A 20,659-nucleotide genomic window follows, 5' to 3' on the forward strand; every position below is an offset into this window, starting at 1 on the left:
AGCGAGGCCGGGATCCCGTGTCACAAGTTTCTTTCCTGAACCGGCAGGGGCTTTATCTGCGCCCCGATCCAGCGCGGGTGATCGTGCGGCCATTCAAGCCGGCAACCGAACCCCGCGACCTGAATCCGACCGACAAGATGCGTGCAAATCACATCGTCGACCGGGTTCTTGGGCTCAGTCCGGAAGCCGTCGCGGATCAGCTCGCGGATGTCCTGGACAATTTCCAGGGGCGACATCGTAACCTTCTGGAGCGGTTCGAGGCCCGCGCGGATGAAATGGAGGATGCTTTCGCGACGCACGGCCTCTTCTCGAAGACGCAGCGTCAGCTGATCGGCGCCTATTTTCTCAGCGAGTATTCGTTCGAGGCCTCTGCCTTGTTCAACCCCAGCATCGTCCCGCACCCCGATCAATCGACGGCACCGAAGGGTGGCGCGCGCTTCATCGTCAGTCTCCGGGCCATCGGCGAGGGCCATGTGTCGTCACTGACGTTTCGAACCGGAACGATTGCGGCTGACGGAAGCCTGGCCGTCGATCCGACGGCGCGCCTTGCCTCGGTTCCCCGCATCAGCCATCGCGCATCCGGGCCGGACGGCGATCGTGTGGAATTGATGTTCGCTCCGGAGGAGGACCTCAGCGAGCGGGTCATCTTTCCCGTGACCGATTCCCAATCTAACGGCATCGAGGATGCGCGCTTTGTCAGATTCAGCGACGGCGGTCGAGAAACCTACTATGCGACCTATACGGCCTATAGCGGACGGGCGATCCGGTCCGAGTTGATCGAAACCAGCGATTTCATGTCGTTTCGAATGACGCCTTTGCGAGGCGCAGCCGCAAACAACAAGGGCATGGCGCTGTTCCCCCGCAAGATCGGCGGCAGCTATGCCATGATCGCGCGACAGGACAATGAGAACCTGTATCTGGTCTATTCGGACGACCTCTACACATGGGAGGGCGGCCGGCTCCTCCTGAAACCGCAGTTTCCATGGGAGTTCGTCCAGATCGGCAATTGTGGGGCGCCCATCGAACTGGACGAAGGTTGGCTGCTGCTGACGCACGGTGTCGGGCCGGTCCGGAAATACTCGATCGGAGCGGCGCTGCTCGACAAGCGCGACCCGTCCAGGGTGCTGGCACGTTCGGTCGAGCCGCTGTTGCGGCCTGAACCGTCCGAGCGCGAAGGGTATGTCCCGAACGTCGTCTACACCTGCGGCGCGATGAGGCACAATGACCGGGTCATCCTGCCATATGCCGTGTCGGACACCTTCTCCAGTTTTGCAACGATGAGGATTTCGGCGCTCATCGAGGCGATGTGCCGCTGAGCGCGGCTTTCTCGAACGTTGACGTCAGGAGCACAGATGAACGAGCGACTTGAAACATTGAAGAAGGCCCGCGATCGCATGATCGAGGACAGAGACACCCATGCGAAGGTGCTGGCCGCTCCCTTCGATCGCGACAATGCCGAGCGCGCACGGAACAAATTCGTCGAGCTCCAAACGTTGATTGACGCCCTGGACCGCGCAATCAGGGCAGAACATCCCGTCTCGGCTTAAGGCCGATACGAGCGAAAGGCGGGCCTCGCAGACATTCCATTGCAGGACCGCCGCGCTGCATTTTACTGCTGTCTCGCCCATGCGACGATCGCGGCGGCATCCGCGCCGGCCCGTGCTTCCCAGGCGGCGATCGCAGGCGTTGCCGCCTGTCGGAGCGCGGCGATCAGGGAGGCCGGCGCCGGCTCGACGATGCGCACGCCGTTGTCGCGCATGCGCGCGTAATTCTCGGTGGTGCGGTGGGTCAATAGCGCGAACTGGCTTTGTTCGGTCTCGGCGGCGGCGGCCAGCACCTCGCGCTGCATCGGCTCGGGCAGTTCGGCAAAGGCGTCGTTGCGGACGAAGGCGATCGAGACCGGCATCGCATAGTTGATGGCGGTGAAGTGCGGCAGGAAATCCCAGAGCTTGCGTCCCGCGCCGCCATCGCCGGAGGTGAGGAATGCGTTCAGCCGATGCTCCTTCAATCCGGCGAGCGCGGCGTCCATCGGCAGGAATTGCGCGTTGGCGCCGGCTGCGCGCATGACCTCGCTGAAATTGGAATCATAGGCCAGCAAATTCAGTTTCGCCAGGTCGTCGGCTCCTTCCAGCGCACGCTCCGACCAAAGCCCCGTGGCGGGCCAGATCGTCAGATAAAGCAGCTTGAGGCCGCGCGCCGCCAGTGCCTTCTCGTAGAGCGGGCGCGCCCGCAAGTTGGTGGCGCGGGCGAGTTCGGCCGATTGCACGAGGAAGGGCAGGGTGGACAATCCGAGCACCGGGTCGATGCCGGAGAGCGCGCCCGCGAAGGCATCGCCCCCGGCGATCCGGCCATCGAGCGCGGCGCGCGGCATCTCGCCCGAATTGATCTTGAGGCTGTTGTCGTACGCGTTCGCCACGGTCACGAAACCGTTTGTGCGCGCCGCCACGCGACCGGCGAAGGTGGTGAGGCCGATCCCGGAGATGTTATTCTCAGGGTATTCCGTGGTCATCCGCCAAGTAACCTGGGAAGTGACCTGGGAAGTGACCTGGGAAGTGACTTGAGAAGTAACTTGGGACGTGACGCGCGGATTCTCTTCCGCGGCGGCTGGGGCAAGGCCCAGCACGACGAGCGCGACAAAGGCGAAGATGACGCGGATCCGTTTGGCGGGGTGACGCATTGGGAGAGACAGGTCAGGCAGCATATTGGCAACTCGTCGAACCATGGCAGGATGTCACAACTGGGCAGCTCACCTTGTTGCACGCCGCATCGGCACGCGCCACAGCCGCGCCTGCCCATGGTTGAGGCGGATTGCAATGCCCATGATCGCCGCGCTGCTCGTTTCGGCGACGCAGGCACCGGCGGCGGATGACCCGCCTACAAAGCCCGACGCCGCGGCGCCGAGCGTCGAGGAGCCCGCAAAGCCGCCAGAGAAGCCCCAGGAGAGATCCCAAGAGAAATCCCAAGAAGAATCCCAAGAAAAATCCCAGGAGAAATCCCCCGACGCACGCGAGAGCGACACGCGGGAGTCGATCTGCCTGATCGTCGAGGCCGCCGCACGCGATGCCAATCTGCCGCTGGAATTCTTCGCCCGGGTGATCTGGCAGGAAAGCCGTTTCCAGGCCGACGCCGTCGGTCCCACGACACGCAGCGGCGAGCATGCGCAGGGGATCGCGCAGTTCATGCCGGGCACGGCAAGCGAGCGCGGGCTGCTCGATCCGTTCAACCCGGTGCAGGCGCTGCCGAAATCGGCGGAGTTCTTGAGCGAGCTGCGCAGCCAGTTCGGCAATCTCGGCCTTGCCGCGGCCGCCTACAATGCCGGCCCGCGGCGCGTGCAGGAATGGCTCACCGGCACCGGCGGCATGCCCGAGCAGACCCGCAACTACGTCTACGCCATCACAGGCACCAGCGTCGATGCCTGGGCCAAGGCAGGAGCGACCGGCAAGGGCCCGCCGAGCTCGCCGCCGACGAGCTGCCGCGATCTCATGGCGCTGCTCAAGCGCGCGCCGAATGCCTTCGTCGCCGAGCTGGAGCAGCATGTCGAGCTTGCGGCCGCAAAGGCCTGGGGCGTGCAGCTCGCCGCCGGCTTCGACCGCAACAGGGCGCTGGCGATGTATTCCCGCGCCGTGACGCGGCTCAGCACCGTGATCGGCGAGCGCGATCCGAGCCTGCTGAGCTCGGTGATGCGCAGCCGCGGCACGCGCGCGTTCTACCAGGTACGCATCGGCGCGGATACGCGCAGCGAGGCGGATGATCTCTGCGGCCGGATCAGGAAAGCGGGCGGGGCCTGCTTCGTGCTGAAGAACCGGGGTGTGTGAGCGGGCGGGCTAAGTATCTCTCCGTTCGTCATTCCGGGGCGCGCCCGCTTGGGCGCGAGCCCGGAATCCATCGTGCCGCGATCTCTGTGGCCTGATGGATTCCGGGTTCGGCTCTTCGAGCCGCCCCGGAATGACGGCGGTGGGGGTGTCACGCATGCCAGCCCCGACGCCGGCTTCCTTGACGCGAGCCGCCGTCTCACCCGTTATGCGCGCACGATTCCTCACCAGCCAAAGCACCCGTGGCACTTCCTCCGCTCGATTCACCGCAATGGAATAGCCGCTGGCTTGCCTTCGGCTGGGGCCTGCGCTCGGTCACGCAGACGATCCTCACACTCGTCCTGTTCGCGACCTATCTCGGCATCGGCGCGCTGGCCCATGACACCCATTTCAGCCTGCTCTGGGCGCTCTGCTCGACGCTGTTCGTCTGGGCAGGTCCAGCGCAGATCATCCTGATCACGACGCTCGGCTCGGGCGCCACCATCATCCAGTCGGCGATTGCGGTCACGGTCAGCGCCATCCGGCTGTTTCCGATGGTGGTCTCGGTGCTGCCCTTGATGCGCACGCCGACGACCAAGCGGCGTGAGCTGTTCTTCGCCGCGCACCTCACGGCCGTGACGCTGTGGGTCGAATGCCATCGCTTCCTGCCGCAGGTGCCGCGCGAGCGGCGCATCGCCTTCGTCAACGGGCTCGGCTTCGGCCTCGTCTCGGTGTGCCTCACCGCCAACACGGTCGGCTATTTCCTCGCCGCCAACCTGACGCAGACGCTTGGTGCCGCGATCCTGATGCTGACACCGCTGTCCTTCCTGTTCTCGACCGCGCGCAACAGCCGCGAGGCCGCCGACGTGGTCGCGCTGGCGCTCGGCGTTCTGCTCTATCCGCTGGCCGCGAAGATGAACTCCGGCCTCGACATCCTCGTCAGCGGGCTCGTGGCCGGCACGATCGCCTATGGCGTGCATTGGTGGCGGGCGGTGCGCGCATGAGCTACGCACAGCTCATCGGCGACTGGCAGGCGCTCGTCGTTCTGTTCGTCGCCGGCGTCGTTCCCAACCAGATCTGGCGCATGCTCGGCCTGTGGTTCGGCGGCGGCATCGACGAAGGCTCCGAACTGCTCGTGTGGGTGAGGGCGGTTGCCACTGCCATCCTCGCCGGCGTCATCGCCCAGATCGTGGTGCAACCGCCGGGTGCGCTCGCCAGCGTGCCTGATGCCTTGCGCTACGGCGCGGTGGCCGCCGGCCTCGTCGTGTTCCTGCTGACCCGCCGCTCGATCTTCGCGGGCGTCGTGACCGGTGAAGTCTTCATGCTGGCCGGCAAGTGGTGGTTGGGCTAAAACCGCCGGCGAACAGCTAGGGAATAGGACATATGGTTCGCGAACAGGAGCTCCGCGAGGGCGAGGTCGCCATCGAGCTGCCGCCGACGCAGGATGCTGGCCTCGTCTTCATCGGCCGCATCCGCACGCCCTGGACGTCGCGGCTGGAGACGCCGCGGCAGGGACGTCAGGACGGCCCGATCTGCCGGCTCGAGATCTTCGAGCCGTTCGTGCCGGCCATCAAGGGCGTCGATTTCTACAGCAATCTCGAAGTGCTCTACTGGCTCGACCAGTCGCGCCGCGACATCATCCTGCAGAGCCCTAAGAACAACGAGAAGACCCGCGGCACGTTCTCGCTGCGCTCGCCGGTGCGGCCCAATCCGATCGGCACGTCGATCGTGAAGCTGGTCGGCATCGAGGGCAACACGATTTTGGTGCGCGGGCTCGACTGTCTCGACAACACGCCGCTGATCGACATCAAGCCTGACCGCTGCGAGTTCACGCCATTGGCGGCGCCGCAGAAGGGCGATTTCGAGACGGAGTAGGAATGACGATCAGGCCTTCAACGCCGCGATCAGCTTGGCCGCGTTCTCTTCCAGCACCTTGGCGTCTTCCTTGCGGCTGGCCGGCGGCAGCATGGCCACGCCGTCGTGGCGCGGCATCACGTGCATGTGCAGGTGAAAAACCACCTGTCCGCCGGCGGGCTCGTTGAACTGCTGGATGGTGATGCCGTCGGCGTTGAAGGCCTTCATGGCGGCGGCCGCGATCTTGTGCGCGCCGCGGGCGACGTGGGCGTAGTCATCCGGCTTGATGTCGAGAATGTTGCGGGCAGGGGCCTTCGGGATCACCAGCGTGTGGCCGGGCACGCGCGGCATGATGTCGAGGAAGGCGAAGACGTGCTCGTCCTCGTAGACCTTGCTGCAGGGCAGCTCGCCGCGCAGGATCTTTGCGAAGATGTTGTTGGTGTCGTAGGCGGTCATGGCGGCGGCTCCCGAGAAACTTGCAATTTTGCGCTTACTGTCACCAGCCGCAGCAAACCGTCAAGGCGCCTCGTCGATGCCTTTGCGGAACGGGCCGAGCTCGGCGAGCTCACGTCCGGCCTCGGCGACATAGGCGCGCTCGCGCTTGAGGTAATCGCCGACGGCGCGGCGCAGCCCGGGATCGGCGATGAAATGCGCGGAATGGGTCGTGCGCGGCAGGTAGCCGCGCGCGATCTTGTGCTCGCCTTGCGCACCGGCCTCGACATGGGTGAGGCCGCGTTTGATGGCGAAGTCGATCGCCTGATAGTAGCAGACCTCGAAATGCAGGAACGGGTGATGCTCGACCGCGCCCCAATTGCGGCCGAACAGCGTGTCCGAACCGATGAAGTTGATCGCGCCCGCGATCCAGCGATCGTTGCGGCGGGCCATCACCAGCAGCACGTCCTCGCTCATAGTCTCGCCGATCAGCGAGAAGAATTCCCGCGTGAGGTAAGGCCGGCCCCATTTGCGCGAGCCGGTCTCCATGTAGAATTCGAAGAAGGCGTCCCAGGCGTCCTCGGTGATGTCCTTGCCCGTGAGCCAGTGGATGGTGATGCCGGCGGCCAGTGCATCGCGCCGCTCGCGCTTGATCGATTTGCGGTGGCGCGAGTTCAGTGTCGCCAGGAAGTCGTCGAAGCTGGCAAAGCCCTCGTTGTGCCAGTGGAACTGCTGGTCGGTGCGCTGCAGGAAGCCGTGCTCGGCGAGCAGCTTCCACTCGCTCTCGCGTGCGAAGGTGACGTGGACGGACGAGGCCTTGCTGACGCCGCACAGCGCCACGAGGCCGCTCGCCAGGGCGTCCATGACGCGCTCGCGGTCGACGCCGTCGCGGACCAGCAGGCGCGGGCCCGTCGCCGGGGTGAAGGGAACCGAGACCTGCAGCTTCGGATAATAGCGTCCGCCGGCGCGCTCATAGGCGTCCGCCCAGCCGCGGTCGAACACGTATTCGCCCTGGCTGTGCGATTTCAGATAGCAGGGCACGATGCCGGCGACGCGGCCGTCGATCTTGGCCACGAGATGCCGCGGTCCCCAGCCGGTGCGGATGGTAGCCGAACCGGATGTCTCGACGGCCGAGAGAAAGGCGTGGGAGACGAAGGGGTTATAGGCAGGTGTTGAGAGGCCGAGGGAATCGCCTGGAGGGGTGGATGAGGTTCCCGCGACAAGCCCACATTTGCCGCCGGGATTGGCGCAGGCGTCCCAGTCCTCAGGGGATACTTCGCCAATCGAAGGTACGGCCTCGAGCGTGATTTCGGATGATGCCATCGTTGCCCAAGATCGTGCATTGCAGCAGCGACTTCAAGGGGGTGGGATTGGAGGTCTCGTGCCCCGGACACAGCACAGCGCTCCTTCAACGTTGCGCCGGAGAGGCGGGGCCCACGTCACCGCGAGTTCGTGGAGAGATGGTCCTGGCTACGGCACGAAGCCCTCGAAGATCATCTGATCGGCGTACTGGCCGACCCGCGCCCGCTGCTCCGGGGTGCGGACGGTCCAGCCGAGCAGGGCGCAGCCGAACAATTTGCGGGCGATCCAGGGCGCGGGGGCGGGCAAGTGGTCGACCTTGAAGGCGACGAAGTGGGGCTGGGTCTGAAAACCGTGGCGCAGGTACAGCATGCTGTCGCGCTGCGCCGGCGTGAGCTTGGCCCAGTAATCGTCCTCATAGGTGCGCTGCGCGACGATGCCGCGCGGGCGGTTGGGCAGGAGCTGGCGCAGCGCCAGCACCTGGTCGGGGTCGAAGGACATGCCGACGGCCGGGCCCTGGTAGGACGCCAGCACTTCGGCCATCCGCTTCACCAGCTTGCGGTCGCCATCGAAATGGCTCTTCACCTCGATCACCAGCGGCACGCGGCCGGCGACCAGGGCGCAGAGGTCGGAGAGCGACATCATCCGCTCGTCCGTGTCCTTGAATTTGACGGCCTTCAGCTCCGCGGCGGTCTTCGACACCACCTCGCCGGTGGCCTCGGTGAGGCGGCCCAGCGCATGGTCGTGGTTCACCATGGCCTCGCCGTCGGCGGAGAGCTGGATGTCGACCTCGATCGAGAAATTGCCTGCGATCGCAGCCTGCACCGCGCCCGGCATGTTCTCGACGATGCCGCGGGAGATGTCGTGCAGGCCGCGATGGGCGACCGGCCGGGCTGTCAGCCAATCCGGAGCGCGCATTTGGCGTCAGGCGACCTCGAACACGCCTTCGACCTCGACCGCCGCATCGGCGGGCAGCGAGGCGACGCCGACGGTGGTGCGGGCATGGCGGCCCTTGTCACCGAAGGCCGCGACCATCAGGTCGGAGGCGCCGTTGAGCACCTTCGGCCCATCCAGGAAGTCCGGCGCCGAGTTGATGAAGCCGCCGAGGCGCACCACGCGCACCACCTTGTCGAGATCGCCGAGCGCCGCCTTGACCTGGGCCAGCAGATTGACCGCGCAGCCGCGTGCGGCTGCCGCGCCGTCCTCGATCGAGACGCCGGCGCCAAGCTTGCCCTTGGCGATCAGCTTGCCGGCGGGATCGAAGCAGACCTGGCCGGAGACGAACAGCAGATTACCGGTGCGCACGAACGGGACGTAATTGGCGACGGGCGTGGGGGCCTCGTGCAGCTTGATGCCCTGTTCCGCCAGCTTCTGCTCGACCGTGCCCGCCATGTCCGACCTCGTTGTCCAAAAATCATTCGCCCCGGCGCGTCTACAGACGGCCGGGCGCGCCCTGTTTCGCCCATCGGGCGGCCACATGCAAGCAACCCGCTAGGGGGCGCCTTTTGTCGAGGCGAGTCGGCAGGTTCAACGGCAGGGCCGCAACTTTACGTGAAACGGCCTCAGTTGCGACGCAATGGAACGGTCATTAAAATGTCGAATCTGCGCTTCCCCCAAGGACGCGTCCCCAAGGAATAGACATGGTGCACCTTTTCCGGACTTCGCTCGGTGTCTTGACGCTCGCGGCGGCCAGTTTCGGCCTTGGTGATTTAGGCCTTGGCGAGGGCGCGCAGGCCGCCAACGGTCCGTTCCTGTCGCACCAGGCGCTCTATGACCTCAGCCTGGTGAAATCGCGCTCCAATTCGGTCAACAGCGCGCGGGGCCGCATCCTCTACAACTTCACCGGCAGCTCCTGCGAGGGCTACACCTCCGAATTCCGCCAGGTCTCCGAGCTCGACAGCGGCGAGGGCAAGGTCACGCTCAGCGACCTCCGCTCCAACTCCTGGGAAGACGCCGCGGGAAAAAGCTACCGCTTCAAGATCGAGACGCGGATGAACGAGGCCGATGCCGGCCGGGTCGATGGTTCGGCCGAGCGCGACGGCGACCACATCAACGTCAAGCTGAAGCTGCCGGCGCCGAAGAGCTTCACGCTCGACGGCAGGATCGTATTCCCGACCGAGCAGATCCAGCGCATCATCGCCGCCGCCAAGGACGGCAAGTCGCTGCTCGAGCTGTCCGTCTATGACGGCTCCGACGACGGCCAGAAGGTCTACAACACGCTGACTGTGATCGGCCAGCCGATCCCCGCCGACCGCACCGCCTCGCCGGATCCGTCGACGTCGGACGAGCACATGAAGTCGCTCAAGCGCTGGCCCGTCACGGTCAGCTATTTCGACCGCGAGGCCCAGCAGAAGGAAGGCGAGCAGACGCCGGTTTACGCGATGTCGTTCGAGCTCTACGAGAACGGCGTCTCGCGCCAGCTCATGCTCGACTACAACGACTTCGTCATTTCCGGTGCGATGGGCAAGTTCGACGTCAAGGACAGCAAGCCCTGTAATTGAGGGCTCCTGCTAGAGCCGCGTACCACGCACTCCACACCGTCACCCTGAGGCGGCCGCTTCTTCAGCGGCCCTCGAAGGGCGACGGCCCGGCTGTAGCAGCGGGGGCGTGCATCCTTCGAGGCTTCCCATGCGCCGCTCCGCGCCGCACGGCGCGCACCTCAGGATGACGGGCATGAGTGTTGCGCGTCGCATCTAGCTCTCGTCACACTCTCCGGCTACGCTCCCTCCCAACCAGAAACCTCAGGGAGCCAGCCCATGCCCAAGATCGATCATCTCCGCCCCAGCGGCCTGCATCTCAATCCGGCCTATTCCCACGTCGTCACCGCCACGGGCGCGCGCACCATCTACATCTCGGGCCAAGTTTCGACCGACGAGGAGGGACGGATCGTCGGCGAGGGCGACATCGCCGCGCAGACCACGCAGGTGATGCAGAATCTCGGGCACGCGCTGAAAGCGGCCGGCGCGAGCTATTCCAACATCGTCAAGATCACGACCTTCGTGGTGAACTACAAGCCGGAGCTGCGCCCGATCATCGGCAAGGCCCGCTCGGCCTTCTTCGAGGGCATGGAGCCGCCGGCCTCCACGCTGGTCGGCGTCTCCGCGCTCGCCGCGCCGGAATGGCTGATCGAGATCGAGGCGATCGCGGTCGCGGATTGAAGATCTTGTAGCCCGGATGGAGCGCAGCGTAATCCGGGAAGCCTGCCGCTGCGGATGCACTGCCCCGGATTGCGCTGCGCTCCATTCCGGGCTACGGGTGCTTCGCCTCCTACATCTCTCGCAGCAGCGCCATCGCCTCGTCCACCCGGTCAATAGGCACGAAGAGATGGTCGTGGTGAAAGGCCGACACGGCATTCACGCTGATGCCGGCTTCGGCCAGGCGCGTCGTGATCGCCGCCAGGAAGCCGACGGCATCGAGCGCCGAGTGAACGCTCAACGTGATCAGACGCGAGGCGAACGCGTGGCGTAGTCCTGCCGCTTCGGCCTCCTCGCGACGGATGACCAGCGTCGTTCCTTCCAGCTCGCGGAATGTCATGAGTGGATGGAGGTCTGCTGGAATAGTCTCGCCTGCAGCGATCGTGCAGAACACGAAAATGCCCGGCCGCAACTCCGGCTTCATGTGCCTCAGTAGCGCGCCTAGATCGCGTTCACCCGTCATCACTCCTGCGCCTTCTCCGGGCCCTCATAGGCGATGCCGCGGATCACCGCGGCGCTGCCGAACTTCTTGCGCAGGCTGTCCACCGCGCGTTCGGCATGGGCGGCGCGGCGGTCGAGCATGTCGGTGTCGTCGGATGCCGAGCCCTCGCGCAGCGCGCTGACGCCGGCGCCCATTAGGCGGAAGGCGGTGCCGTCGATCTCTTTCGCCAGCATCTCGCGGCAGATCGAGAATATCTTGGCGGCGAGCTGCGTCGGTGCTGCGATCGACTGCGAGCGCGTGCGCTGGCGGAAATCGGCGGTCTTCAGCTTCAGCGTGACGGTCGAGCCGGCGAGCTCGCTGCTCTTGAGGCGTGACGACGTCTTCTCGCACAGCCGCCACAGGATCTTCTCCAGCGTCGCGAAGTCGCGGATGTCGGTCTCGAAGGTGGTTTCGCTCGAAATCGTCTTGGCCCCGCGATCCGGCTCGACGCGGCGGTCGTCGATGCCGCGCGCCAGCCGCCACAGCCTGCGGCCGTCGCTCGGAAACTGCCGCATCATCTCGATCTCGTCGGCCTTCTGCAGGTCGGCGATGATGCGGAAGCCGCGCTGCACGAGGCGCTCCTGCGTGGCGGGGCCGACGCCGAAGATGAAGCCGACCGGCTTGTCCGCCAGCATCAAACGGGCTTCCTCCTGGTCGAGCGCGGCGAAGCCGCGGGGCTTGTCGAGGTCGGAGGCGATCTTGGCCAAAAACTTGTTGCAGGACAGGCCGACCGAGACGGAGATGCCGATGTCGCGCTCGACCTCGCGGGCAAAGCGCGCCAGCACCTTGGCCGGGATCATGCCGTGCACCCGCTCGGTGCCGGAGAGGTCGAGGAAGGCCTCGTCGATCGAGAGCGGCTCGACCAGCGGCGTCAGCGCCTGCATGGCCTGGCGCACCTCGCGGCCGACGCGGACATACTTCGCCATGTCGGGCGGGATCACGGTCGCATGCGGGCAGGCTTCCAGCGCCTTGAACATCGGCATCGCCGAGCGCACGCCATAGGTGCGCGCGATGTAGCAGGCGGCCGACACCACGCCGCGCCTGCCGCCGCCGATGATGACGGGCTTGTCGGCGATGTCAGGATTGTCCCGCTTCTCGACCGTCGCGTAGAAGGCATCGCAGTCGATATGGGCGATGGTCAGCGAGGCGAGCGCCCGGTGGCGGACGAGGCGAGGGGAACCGCAGGCTGCGCAGCGCCGCACGCCCATATCCAGGTCGGCCAGACAATCCCGGCAGAAGCAGCGGGGCCCGGCCGGGTCGGGGAGGGTCACGGCACGTCGCGCTCCCAGGTTCGGTCGCCGAGCGCGTCGCCGAGGACCTGCCGCGCTGCGGCGACGTTGGTCGGGTGCAGTTCGGCGGAGCTGGCAAAGGCCTTCACGGTGGCGTCATCGCCCAGCACGAAATCGAGCACGCTGAGCAGGAAATTGGGGTCCCCGGCGGCATTGCGCAGGGTCTCCGGACCGACCCCCGTCTCGGCCAGGAACAGGCCCAGCCGCTCGGGTTCGCTCGCGACGAAAGACAGCGCCTGAATCGCAACGATTTCAGCGACTTCGCGGGGGTTGTGAACAGGCTTTTTCAAGGGGACGGTTTGCCTTTCCGTTAACTTTCGGTGTCTACTTTGAAGTCATCATGCCCGAGTCTCGGCCTCAAGTCTTCCGACCCCCGACAAGCAACTGGAAACCACATCGCAGAAAGTCGACCCTCGGGTTTAACGAAACTCAAGCGAATCTGAGGCTAGTTTGAATCCAGTTTTCGAAACGCCGGAAAGCGGCGTCTGAGGCGTCACATGTACCGGTCCTTCGGACCAAACAGGAGGGCGGGATGGCTAAGACCGTCCTGATCGTGGAAGACAACGAGCTCAACATGAAGCTCTTCCGCGACCTGTTGGAAGCGCACGGCTATCAGACCACGGGCACCAGCAACGGCTACGAGGCGCTCGACCTCGTGCGCAAGATGCGGCCCGACCTCGTGCTGATGGACATCCAATTGCCGCAGGTCTCCGGCCTCGAGGTGACGCGCTGGATCAAGGACGATCCGGAGCTGCGTTCCATTCCCGTCGTCGCGGTCACCGCGTTCGCGATGAAGGGCGACGAAGAGCGCATCCGCGAGGGCGGCTGCGAGGCCTATTTGTCCAAGCCGATCTCGGTCGGCAAATTCATTGAGACGGTCCGACGTTTTATCGGATAGGAAGTGAGTTCACAGTGTCCGCGCGTATCCTGGTCGTCGACGACGTTCCTGCCAACGTCAAGCTGTTGGAGGCTCGCCTCTCCGCCGAATATTTCGACGTGATGACCGCCTCGAACGGCACCGAGGCGCTGGCGATGGCCAGCCGCGCCGAATGCGACATCATCCTGCTCGACGTGATGATGCCCGACATGGACGGCTTCGAGGTCTGCCGCCGCCTGAAGACCGATCCGGCGACGCACCACATTCCCGTCGTCATGGTCACCGCGCTCGACAGCCCCTCCGACCGCAACCGCGGGCTGGAAGCGGGCGCCGACGACTTCCTCACCAAGCCCGTCTCCGACGTCGTGCTGATCGCGCGTGTGCGCTCGCTGACGCGTCTGAAGATGATGACCGATGAGCTGCGCATGCGCGCCATCACCTCGCTCGAGATCGGCATGCAGGCGCCCGAGCGCAGCGCCGTCGCCGACACCGGCAAGGGCGGCCGCATCCTCTTGGTCGACGACCGCGAGTCCTCCTATGAGCGGCTGGCGACGATCCTCGCCGCCGAGCACACCGTCGACGTCGAGCCCAACCCGACGGAGGCGCTGTTCCACGCCGCGGAGGGCAATTACGACCTCCTGATCGTCTCGCTCGACCTCAACAATTTCGACGGCCTGCGCCTGTGCAGCCAGGCGCGCTCGCTGGAGCGCACGCGGCACGTGCCGATCCTGGCCATCGCCGACCCCGAGAACTCGACGCGGCTGCTGCGTGGGCTGGAGATCGGCGTCAACGACTATCTGCTGCGCCCGATCGACAAGACCGAGCTGTTGGCGCGCGCGCGCACCCAGATCCGCCGCCGCCGCTACACCGATCATCTGCGCGACAACGTGCAGAACTCGATCGAGATGGCGATCACCGACGCGCTCACCGGCCTGCACAATCGCCGCTACATGGAGAGCCACCTCGCAACGCTCGCCGAGCAGGCCGCGGCCCGCGGCAAGCCGCTGGCGCTGATGATCCTGGACATCGACTTCTTCAAGTCGATCAACGACAATTACGGCCACGATGCCGGCGACGACGTGCTGCGCGAATTCGCGGTGCGGGTTCGCAAGTCGATCCGCGGCATCGATCTCGCCTGCCGCTACGGCGGCGAGGAATTCGTCATCGTGATGCCCGAGACCGATCTCCATGTCGCCGGCATGGTCGCCGAGCGCCTGCGCCGCTCGATCGCGGGCGAGCCGTTCGCGATCCACAAGGGCACCAAGCGCATCGAGGTCACGATCTCGATCGGCCTCACCACGCTGGAGCAGAAGGGCGAGGCGGTCGCCGACGTCCTCAAGCGCGCCGATACCGCGCTCTACCGCGCCAAGCACGACGGGCGCAATCGGGTGGTGTCGCAAGCGGCGTGAGGGCCGGCCTGCGCAAAATTTGCGAAAACAACCCCATGCACAGTAGAAGCTGCTGGCGGAATCAATGGGTTAGGCCTGGCGAAAATGGCGCCCGAGGACCGCGTGCTTTGACGCGTCGGGCAAAACAGGATCGCGCGCAAACTATGCTGCGGCTGGGCTTGACGAAGCCATAAGCTGCTCGCGCAAGCCTTGGGGCTTCCGCTCTCCTTCATGGTGGGATCAGTAGTCTCGTAGCTGATATCTCGGTCCTTCTCCTTGGGGGAGCGACAGCTATCCTACTACCGAGCTTCACGTCCAGCTCGTAGGATGGGTTGAGCTCTTCGCGAAACCCATCACTATCACAACACAAATCGATTGATTTCGCTTCCGCTCCACCCATCCGCGCTATTCAGCCGATTGCGCGGGCGATCAGTCCGATAATGGCCGCGATTGCTTAGAGCGGCAATCGGGAAGAGATGGGTTTCGCAAGGGCTCAACCCATCCTACGCGCTTTAGGTTTCCCGTTGCGCAGAAATGCTGCGCGAGATGTCGATGTTTTCATGCAGAGACATATCGGTCCCTGCTCGATGTTCTGTAGCTCGGGGCCGTTGGTCCGCCCCCTTCAGGGATTGCCGTCACTCCTCTCAGGGCAGCAAACCATTTACGACCGAGAACACACAGCGTTGTGGGTGCCCTTGTAGTAAGTTGCGCTCCATCCATCCCTGATCATGTGCTGCCGCTCGTCCATGTGCCAGCCCGGCTTGCCCCACGCATTACGTCCGCGCATCACTCCGTGATTACATGCGCAGGAGGTGCCTGGGGCTGTGTAGCGAGTACATGGTGATAGGGCGAGGTTCTGCGCATTGGCAGGAGCCAAGTCTGACAGCAAAGTCATCACGAAGGCGGCTGCAACCAGGCGCTTCATATCATGCCCCCCATCTCGGCCTCCAATCTTAGGTTGGCGAGCAGATTGTTGTCCACTCCCTCAGGGAGCCCGCCAGCGTTGAGCGCGCCTACGCCTCGCTCTCCGCCTCATCCCCCACATCCACCCCCGCATTGCGCAACAGCACCTTCGCCGCTTCCTTCGCGGCGCGCGCCATGGCGGGATCATCACGCACGAGATCCTGCGCGATGGAGCCGTCGACCAGCAGCACGAGCTGCGTCGCCAGCGCGTCCGCATCGGCAACGCCGAGCTCGTTCAGCCGGTCGCGAAACCAGAGGCGGCGGCTCTCCTTGAAGGCCACCGCGATCTTCTTCACCGCGCGGTCCGTTGGCCCGAGCTCGGCCACCGCGTTCACGAACGGGCAACCGCGAAAATCTTTCGCCGCGAAGCGCCGCTCCAGCGAATCGAAGGTCGCGAGAATCTGTTCGGCCGGCGGCTTGTCGGAGGGGCGGGCGTGGACGAAGCGGCGCTCGAGGTACGCTGCGATCAGCGCGTCCTTGGAAGGGAAGTGGTTGTACAGCGTGCGCTTACTGATGCCGATCTCGGCCGCGATGGTATCGACGCCGACCGCGCGAATGCCCTGCAGATAGAACAGCTTGTCGGCGGTCTGAAGGATCCGCTCTTTCATCGTCTGTGGGGCGGGCGGGGGAGCCATGCAGCGGAATGCATCCTGTTCGCTTGACAGCAACAGCCATTCATAGCCTAAGTACACAGGTCTGTGTAACCAAAATCAGCGGCAAAAGCAGACGACGGCGTTGGCGCCGTGCCCACGAGGGAGAAGAAAATGCCCCTGTTGCAGGTCCTGCGTCCGACATTGCCCATCCTGATCGGCGCCTCCATCATGCTGACGTTGAGCATGGGGCTGCGGCAGAGCCTCGGCATCTTCATGCAGCCGCTGACGCACGACATTCACATCTCGATCTCGGATTTCACGCTGGCGCTGGCGGTGCAGAACCTCGCCTGGGGCTTCCTGCAGCCGCTCGCCGGCGCCATGACGGTGCGCTACGGCTTTCGTCCCATCATGATCGTGGGCTCGCTGATGTACATCGCAGGGCTCGCGCTGATGGCGACCGCCGGCGGCCTCGTCAGCATCATGATCGGCGGCGGCGTGCTGATCGGGACGTCGATGGCCTGCACTGCTGCCGCGATCGCGATGTCGGTGGCGGCGCGCGCGGTGCCCGCAACGGTGCGCTCCACCGTGCTCGGCATCGTCTCCGGCGCCGGCTCGCTCGGCGCGCTGCTGTCGGCGCCGATCGGACAGCTGCTCAACGAGGGCTTCGGCTGGCGCATCGGGCTTGCCGGCTTCGTCGTGATGTCGGTGCTGATGATTCCCGCGGCGTGGTACGCGGGCCGCGTCGACAAGATCCCGCTGCCGAAGCCGGCCGCCGATGACATCGGCGACGCCTCGGCCGCAACGGCGGCGAGAACCGCGTTCGGCAATGCTTCCTTCGTGGTGATGACCTGCGCCTATCTCGTCTGCGGCATGCAGCTCGTCTTCCTCACCACGCATCTGCCCTCGTATCTGGCGATCTGCGGCCTCGACCCGATGCTCAGCGCGCAGACGCTCGGCATGATCGGCGGCTTCAACGTGCTGGGCTCGCTGTTTTTCGGCTGGGCCGGCCAGCGCTGGAACAAGCTGGCGCTGCTGGGCGGCATCTACATCCTGCGCTCGCTCGCGCTCGCCTGGTATTTCGTGCTGCCGGCGACGCCGTTCTCGACGCTGCTGTTCGGCGCCATCATGGGCTTCCTCTGGATGGGCGTTGGCCCCTTGGTCGCGGGCGCCGTCGCCGAGATGTTCGGCCTGCGCTGGCAGGCGATGATCCAGGGCCTCGCCTTCATGAGCCACCAGATCGGCAGCTTCCTCGGCGCCTACGGAGGCGGGGTGCTCTACGACGCGCTCGGCTCCTACACCATGGCCTGGCGCATCGGCGTGGCGCTCGGCCTTGCCGGCGGCATCGTGCAGGTGGCGTTCGCGCTTGTCAGGCCCTCGCAGCCGCCGGCGCCGGTGTTGCGGACGGCGTAGCAGGAAGAGGGCAGCGCAAGCCCGTCGAGCTGCGCTCTGCAGTCAGGGTCTGTCGTTGAAGCGCTGCTAATTGTGCGGGCGCATCAGGATGACATCTGCAGCTGGATGAACAGCTCTTGGGATAATGGCTCCCTCGTGCAACCGATGGCCGCGAGGGAAAATCTCACGCCGCAGCCGTCGTGGATTTATCCTGCCCGGGGGCTTCGTGTCCCTGTTCCGTTATCCCCGTCGCTTCGATGCACAGCCTGACAGCTTCGCCGATGCTCGTCGCAACGAGGTCAGCTCTAGTGCCTTCCCGAAGCAGTTCCAGGGCAGCCGGGTCAATGTCTTTGACCCAGCAACCCAGGATGATGGTTGCCTTCGGCAATTTCCGCCTCAGACGCCGGACGGAGTACCGCATGTGTGCCGCAGAGTGGGCATCGAGATAGACCACGCAGACGATCGCAACGCCCGTTGTATCCAGGCGAAAGACATTCGTTGTGGAAAGCGATGTTGCCCCTTCGACTCGCGCAGCGAGGCCGTGCTCAGTCGAGAGCTGAGCCAGCATGATCGCGGCCGCCTCATCGATCAGGGTGCGTCCGGCCACGCACAGGACGGGGTGTTCACCCTGCCAATCCGGCGGGAGACTCTCTCTGCGGAGGTAAGGCAAGTGTTCATTGGCGGCATTCTCTGCAACGCCTTCCACTGCCGACGATGCTTCCGCATCGGTGGTTGAACTGCTCTTCGTTGGCGGCCGTTCGTCCTGATCGGCAAGATCGGCGGCAAATTCGCTGACGGCGCCTCGAATCTTCGTGAGACGTTCCTGGTCGAGCGTATTGCGCTCGGCGTCGGCTTGCGCCAGCTGCAAACCCTTCAGGGCCACCTCATCATAATACGAAGCCAGCGAACGCTCTTTCAGGAACTCTTCGGCTTTTTCGGCCGCTTCGGTCGGATCCCCCGCCAGCATCCGCTGATAGAATATTTCCGGAGGAGAAAGCGCCGGCCGGTCTCCGAACATGACGTCGAGAAATTCCAATCGCTCCACATGCCGCCCGAGCACCACGAGGCATATCGTGAGGGGGGTCGCAAGAACGAGCCCAATTGGTCCCCAAAGCGCTGTCCAGAACGTTGCCGACGCGACCACGGCAACGGGCGAAAGCCCCGTGCTGCGCCCGTAAACCATCGGCTCGACGACATGGCCCACGAGCGGTTCAACGACGAGAAACAGAGCGAGAGTCCAAAGCAGCATCGACCAGCCGGGATCGATGGCCACCGCGAGCGCCAGCGGGAATGCGGCGGCGATAACGGCGCCGACATAGGGAACGAAGCGAAGCGCAGCCGCGAGGATGCCCCAAAGAATCGCGCTCGGGATTCCGATGAACCAGAGGCCAGTGCCGATCACGACGCCGAATGCGCCGTTCAGGATGAGCTGGGTCAGAAACAGCTTGCTGAGGCGGCTCGCTGCATCGTCCAGCGCAGCGGTCGTACGCTGCAGATCCGACGAGCCCGCCAGCCGAATGAAGCGGTTACGAAGATCTTCACGTTGAATAAGAATGAATATGACGAAAATGATGATGATGCCGGTGGTCGCGAGCGGATGAATGAGCGGAGAAATCAAGGTTCGCAGACTTTCCAACGCGCCCGGATCGGGCTGGCGTACCTCGACCGGGACCGGTGGCGCGGAGGCATTTGAGCCAGGGACTATGCCAGTCCTGGGCACGGATGGGGTATCCTTCGGTTTATCGAGCTCCTTGCTGAGACCCTTCAGCATATCGGAAGCACGCTCCAGCGTGCTCCTCCCGGCCTTGGTATCCCGAAAAGCCTGGATCTTTTCGCTGATCGTCGATTGATATCGGGGCAGATCTCCGGCCAGCTGCGTCAGCTGAGTGGCGAGAAGGCTTCCCATCGCGAAGATCAGCATAAACGCAACGACAACCACGCTCACGACTGCCAATCCCCGTGGGACATGGATCCGTTGCAATAGTCCGACCAGCGGCGCCAGCACGAAGCTGAGAAGAATAGCCAGCGCAACGGGCACGAAGATATCCCGGCCGAAATAGAGCATCGCGATAATGATGACAGTCAGAATCGCGGTCGCGACTGCACCAAGCAGCGCCATCAGTTCTTCGGGAGTGCGAGGTTTGAAGGGCTGTCGCGCTACAGGCCTCATTTTGCTGTCCCTGTCCCCGTCGTCCGCTGAGCGTGCACCGATTTCAGCTGCGGGGGCGCAGGACGACACTGCATCGGACAGCCGCTCAGGGCACTGGTCCACGCGGTCTTCATCAGCGGCGGCCGTACCTCCGGTCGCGCCATCGCACGCCAACCGCTCCACCCTGAAAAGGTTCCCTGTGAGCTATGAAGTGGCACAACGCACACCTCACTCGCGCCGGGCTGGGGAGGGGCGATGATCCAGAGCCTCGCCTTCAAGAGCCACCAGACCGGCAGCTTCCTCGGTGCCTATGGAGGAGGGGTGCTCTACGACGCGCTCGGCGCCTACACCATAGCCTGGCGCATTGGCGTCGCGCTCGGCCTTGCCGGCGGCATCGTGCAGGTCGCGTTCGCGCTCGCCAGGCTGTCGCAACCGCCGGCGCCGGTGCTGCGGACGGCGTAGGCGCGAGGAGGGCCTCAAACGTCCGCTTCAGAGTTTGGAGCGGACGCCGCGTTGCTTCGTCGCAATCGACAGCTTGTGACCCATTGCGGTCATCGAGGACTGCATGCAAGCTGTATCGCGAGTGGGCGAAGGTGAGACGCAACGCCTGTTAGAGCGATGGAATGTCAGACCCTAAGTTAGTCAAGAGCTGGAAGATTACCGAAGCGCTGCTTGAGCGTGCGCGGCGCGCGCTGCCCGTAGGCCACGAGCGGGAATATGCAGCACGTTTGACCCAATACCACGAGTTTCTGGAGCACAATGAACTCGAGTTAGCTCTCGATGTCCTCGAAGAACTGGGTCATCTCATCTCTGCCCGTGGTGGGTTTTGGCGTGATCTGGAGCGAGCCGCCGAAAACATGGGTCTAGCAGATAGGCTGCCAGCTTTTCGAAAGGCATTTTCTGAGGCACCGGAACCGCCGAAATCCCGGTAGCTCCCAGAATAAAGCCCAAGCATGTTAT

At 64.7% G+C, this 20,659-nt stretch carries 22 protein-coding genes and 1 pseudogene; 13 read left to right on the forward strand and 10 right to left on the reverse strand.

What is annotated here, in order from left to right; genetic code table 11:
- The first annotated feature begins 17 nt into the window (after positions 1-17).
- Positions 18-1,316 (forward strand): glycoside hydrolase family 130 protein, encoded by a 1,299-nt coding sequence (locus TSA1_RS00710; protein ID WP_100174660.1) that lies wholly within the window; start codon positions 18-20, stop codon positions 1,314-1,316.
- A 36-nt stretch (positions 1,317-1,352) separates the two neighbouring features.
- On the forward strand, positions 1,353-1,547 hold the full coding sequence (locus tag TSA1_RS00715; protein ID WP_100174661.1) for a hypothetical protein: 195 nt from the start codon (positions 1,353-1,355) through the stop codon (positions 1,545-1,547).
- Positions 1,548-1,609: 62 nt separating this feature from the next.
- Here TSA1_RS00715 and TSA1_RS00720 read toward each other — a convergent pair whose 3' ends face one another.
- Positions 1,610-2,509, reverse strand: a complete 900-nt coding sequence (locus tag TSA1_RS00720; RefSeq protein ID WP_245448062.1) for a TRAP transporter substrate-binding protein — start codon at positions 2,507-2,509, stop codon at positions 1,610-1,612.
- A 304-nt stretch (positions 2,510-2,813) separates the two neighbouring features.
- Between TSA1_RS00720 and TSA1_RS00725 the strand changes: the two genes are divergently transcribed.
- The 4 genes from TSA1_RS00725 (at position 2,814) to tsaA (ending at position 5,666) form a co-directional block, all read left to right on the forward strand.
- Complete coding sequence (locus TSA1_RS00725; protein WP_174718680.1) at positions 2,814-3,815, forward strand: lytic transglycosylase domain-containing protein; 1,002 nt, start codon at positions 2,814-2,816, stop codon at positions 3,813-3,815.
- Positions 3,816-4,054: 239 nt separating this feature from the next.
- Positions 4,055-4,795: an AzlC family ABC transporter permease gene (locus tag TSA1_RS00730; RefSeq protein ID WP_100174664.1), complete on the forward strand. Its 741-nt coding sequence runs from the start codon at positions 4,055-4,057 to the stop codon at positions 4,793-4,795.
- Complete coding sequence (locus TSA1_RS00735; RefSeq protein WP_100180902.1) at positions 4,792-5,142, forward strand: AzlD domain-containing protein; 351 nt, start codon at positions 4,792-4,794, stop codon at positions 5,140-5,142. The genes TSA1_RS00730 and TSA1_RS00735 overlap by 4 nt, the downstream gene beginning before the upstream one ends.
- 32 nt (positions 5,143-5,174) lie before the next feature.
- Positions 5,175-5,666 (forward strand): tRNA (N6-threonylcarbamoyladenosine(37)-N6)-methyltransferase TrmO, encoded by a 492-nt coding sequence (gene tsaA / locus TSA1_RS00740; protein ID WP_100174665.1) that lies wholly within the window; start codon positions 5,175-5,177, stop codon positions 5,664-5,666.
- 9 nt (positions 5,667-5,675) lie between these two features.
- On the opposite strand, the gene TSA1_RS00745 is transcribed toward tsaA, so the two are convergent.
- The 4 genes from TSA1_RS00745 to TSA1_RS00760 all read right to left on the reverse strand — a co-directional run bounded on the left by TSA1_RS00745 (position 5,676) and on the right by TSA1_RS00760 (position 8,768).
- Positions 5,676-6,101, reverse strand: a complete 426-nt coding sequence (locus TSA1_RS00745) for an HIT family protein (RefSeq protein ID WP_100174666.1) — start codon at positions 6,099-6,101, stop codon at positions 5,676-5,678.
- Between the two features lie 60 nt (positions 6,102-6,161).
- Positions 6,162-7,400: a GNAT family N-acetyltransferase gene (locus tag TSA1_RS00750; protein ID WP_100174667.1), complete on the reverse strand. Its 1,239-nt coding sequence runs from the start codon at positions 7,398-7,400 to the stop codon at positions 6,162-6,164.
- Between the two features lie 147 nt (positions 7,401-7,547).
- Positions 7,548-8,294 (reverse strand): glycerophosphodiester phosphodiesterase, encoded by a 747-nt coding sequence (locus TSA1_RS00755; protein ID WP_100174668.1) that lies wholly within the window; start codon positions 8,292-8,294, stop codon positions 7,548-7,550.
- Between the two features lie 6 nt (positions 8,295-8,300).
- Entirely contained in the window at positions 8,301-8,768 is a 468-nt protein-coding gene (locus TSA1_RS00760) for a RidA family protein (RefSeq protein ID WP_014494672.1), read from the reverse strand.
- 248 nt (positions 8,769-9,016) lie between these two features.
- On the opposite strand from TSA1_RS00760, the gene TSA1_RS00765 reads away from it, so the two are divergent.
- Both TSA1_RS00765 and TSA1_RS00770 read left to right on the forward strand, forming a co-directional pair.
- Positions 9,017-9,877: a cell envelope integrity EipB family protein gene (locus TSA1_RS00765; RefSeq protein ID WP_100174669.1), complete on the forward strand. Its 861-nt coding sequence runs from the start codon at positions 9,017-9,019 to the stop codon at positions 9,875-9,877.
- 255 nt (positions 9,878-10,132) lie between these two features.
- Positions 10,133-10,534, forward strand: a complete 402-nt coding sequence (locus tag TSA1_RS00770; protein ID WP_100174670.1) for a RidA family protein — start codon at positions 10,133-10,135, stop codon at positions 10,532-10,534.
- Between the two features lie 109 nt (positions 10,535-10,643).
- On the opposite strand, the gene TSA1_RS00775 is transcribed toward TSA1_RS00770, so the two are convergent.
- The 3 genes from TSA1_RS00775 to TSA1_RS00785 are packed head-to-tail and all read right to left on the reverse strand — an operon-like array spanning position 10,644 to position 12,630.
- A complete protein-coding gene (locus TSA1_RS00775; RefSeq protein WP_100174671.1) occupies positions 10,644-11,033 on the reverse strand; it encodes an ACT domain-containing protein in 390 nt (129 codons plus the stop codon).
- Positions 11,033-12,322, reverse strand: a complete 1,290-nt coding sequence (locus TSA1_RS00780; protein ID WP_100174672.1) for a DNA polymerase IV — start codon at positions 12,320-12,322, stop codon at positions 11,033-11,035. The genes TSA1_RS00775 and TSA1_RS00780 overlap by 1 nt, the downstream gene beginning before the upstream one ends.
- Positions 12,319-12,630 carry a DUF3572 domain-containing protein gene (locus tag TSA1_RS00785; RefSeq protein WP_100174673.1) on the reverse strand — a complete coding sequence of 104 codons (312 nt, stop codon included), beginning with the start codon at positions 12,628-12,630 and terminating at the stop codon, positions 12,319-12,321. Before TSA1_RS00785 ends, TSA1_RS00780 begins: the two co-directional genes overlap by 4 nt.
- A gap of 242 nt (positions 12,631-12,872) precedes the next feature.
- On the opposite strand from TSA1_RS00785, the gene TSA1_RS00790 reads away from it, so the two are divergent.
- Both TSA1_RS00790 and TSA1_RS00795 read left to right on the forward strand, forming a co-directional pair.
- The gene (locus tag TSA1_RS00790; RefSeq protein ID WP_007603272.1) at positions 12,873-13,238 is read left to right on the forward strand and encodes a response regulator; all 366 of its coding nucleotides are present in this window, start codon (positions 12,873-12,875) and stop codon (positions 13,236-13,238) included.
- Positions 13,239-13,252: 14 nt separating this feature from the next.
- On the forward strand, positions 13,253-14,626 hold the full coding sequence (locus TSA1_RS00795) for a PleD family two-component system response regulator (RefSeq protein ID WP_100174674.1): 1,374 nt from the start codon (positions 13,253-13,255) through the stop codon (positions 14,624-14,626).
- Between the two features lie 992 nt (positions 14,627-15,618).
- On the opposite strand, the gene TSA1_RS00800 is transcribed toward TSA1_RS00795, so the two are convergent.
- A complete protein-coding gene (locus TSA1_RS00800; protein WP_100180903.1) occupies positions 15,619-16,203 on the reverse strand; it encodes a TetR/AcrR family transcriptional regulator in 585 nt (194 codons plus the stop codon).
- Positions 16,204-16,332: 129 nt separating this feature from the next.
- On the opposite strand from TSA1_RS00800, the gene TSA1_RS00805 reads away from it, so the two are divergent.
- Positions 16,333-17,571 (forward strand): MFS transporter, encoded by a 1,239-nt coding sequence (locus TSA1_RS00805; protein ID WP_100174675.1) that lies wholly within the window; start codon positions 16,333-16,335, stop codon positions 17,569-17,571.
- A gap of 163 nt (positions 17,572-17,734) precedes the next feature.
- Here TSA1_RS00805 and TSA1_RS00810 read toward each other — a convergent pair whose 3' ends face one another.
- Complete coding sequence (locus tag TSA1_RS00810) at positions 17,735-19,669, reverse strand: AI-2E family transporter (RefSeq protein ID WP_100180904.1); 1,935 nt, start codon at positions 19,667-19,669, stop codon at positions 17,735-17,737.
- A gap of 282 nt (positions 19,670-19,951) precedes the next feature.
- On the opposite strand from TSA1_RS00810, the pseudogene TSA1_RS00815 reads away from it, so the two are divergent.
- Positions 19,952-20,161: pseudogene (locus TSA1_RS00815) on the forward strand (MFS transporter); the annotation flags it as partial.
- 161 nt (positions 20,162-20,322) lie between these two features.
- Positions 20,323-20,631 carry a hypothetical protein gene (locus TSA1_RS38720; protein WP_145984254.1) on the forward strand — a complete coding sequence of 103 codons (309 nt, stop codon included), beginning with the start codon at positions 20,323-20,325 and terminating at the stop codon, positions 20,629-20,631.
- Positions 20,632-20,659: the final 28 nt, after the last annotated feature.

It is taken from the genome of Bradyrhizobium nitroreducens (assembly GCF_002776695.1).
Classification (GTDB): domain Bacteria; phylum Pseudomonadota; class Alphaproteobacteria; order Rhizobiales; family Xanthobacteraceae; genus Bradyrhizobium; species Bradyrhizobium nitroreducens.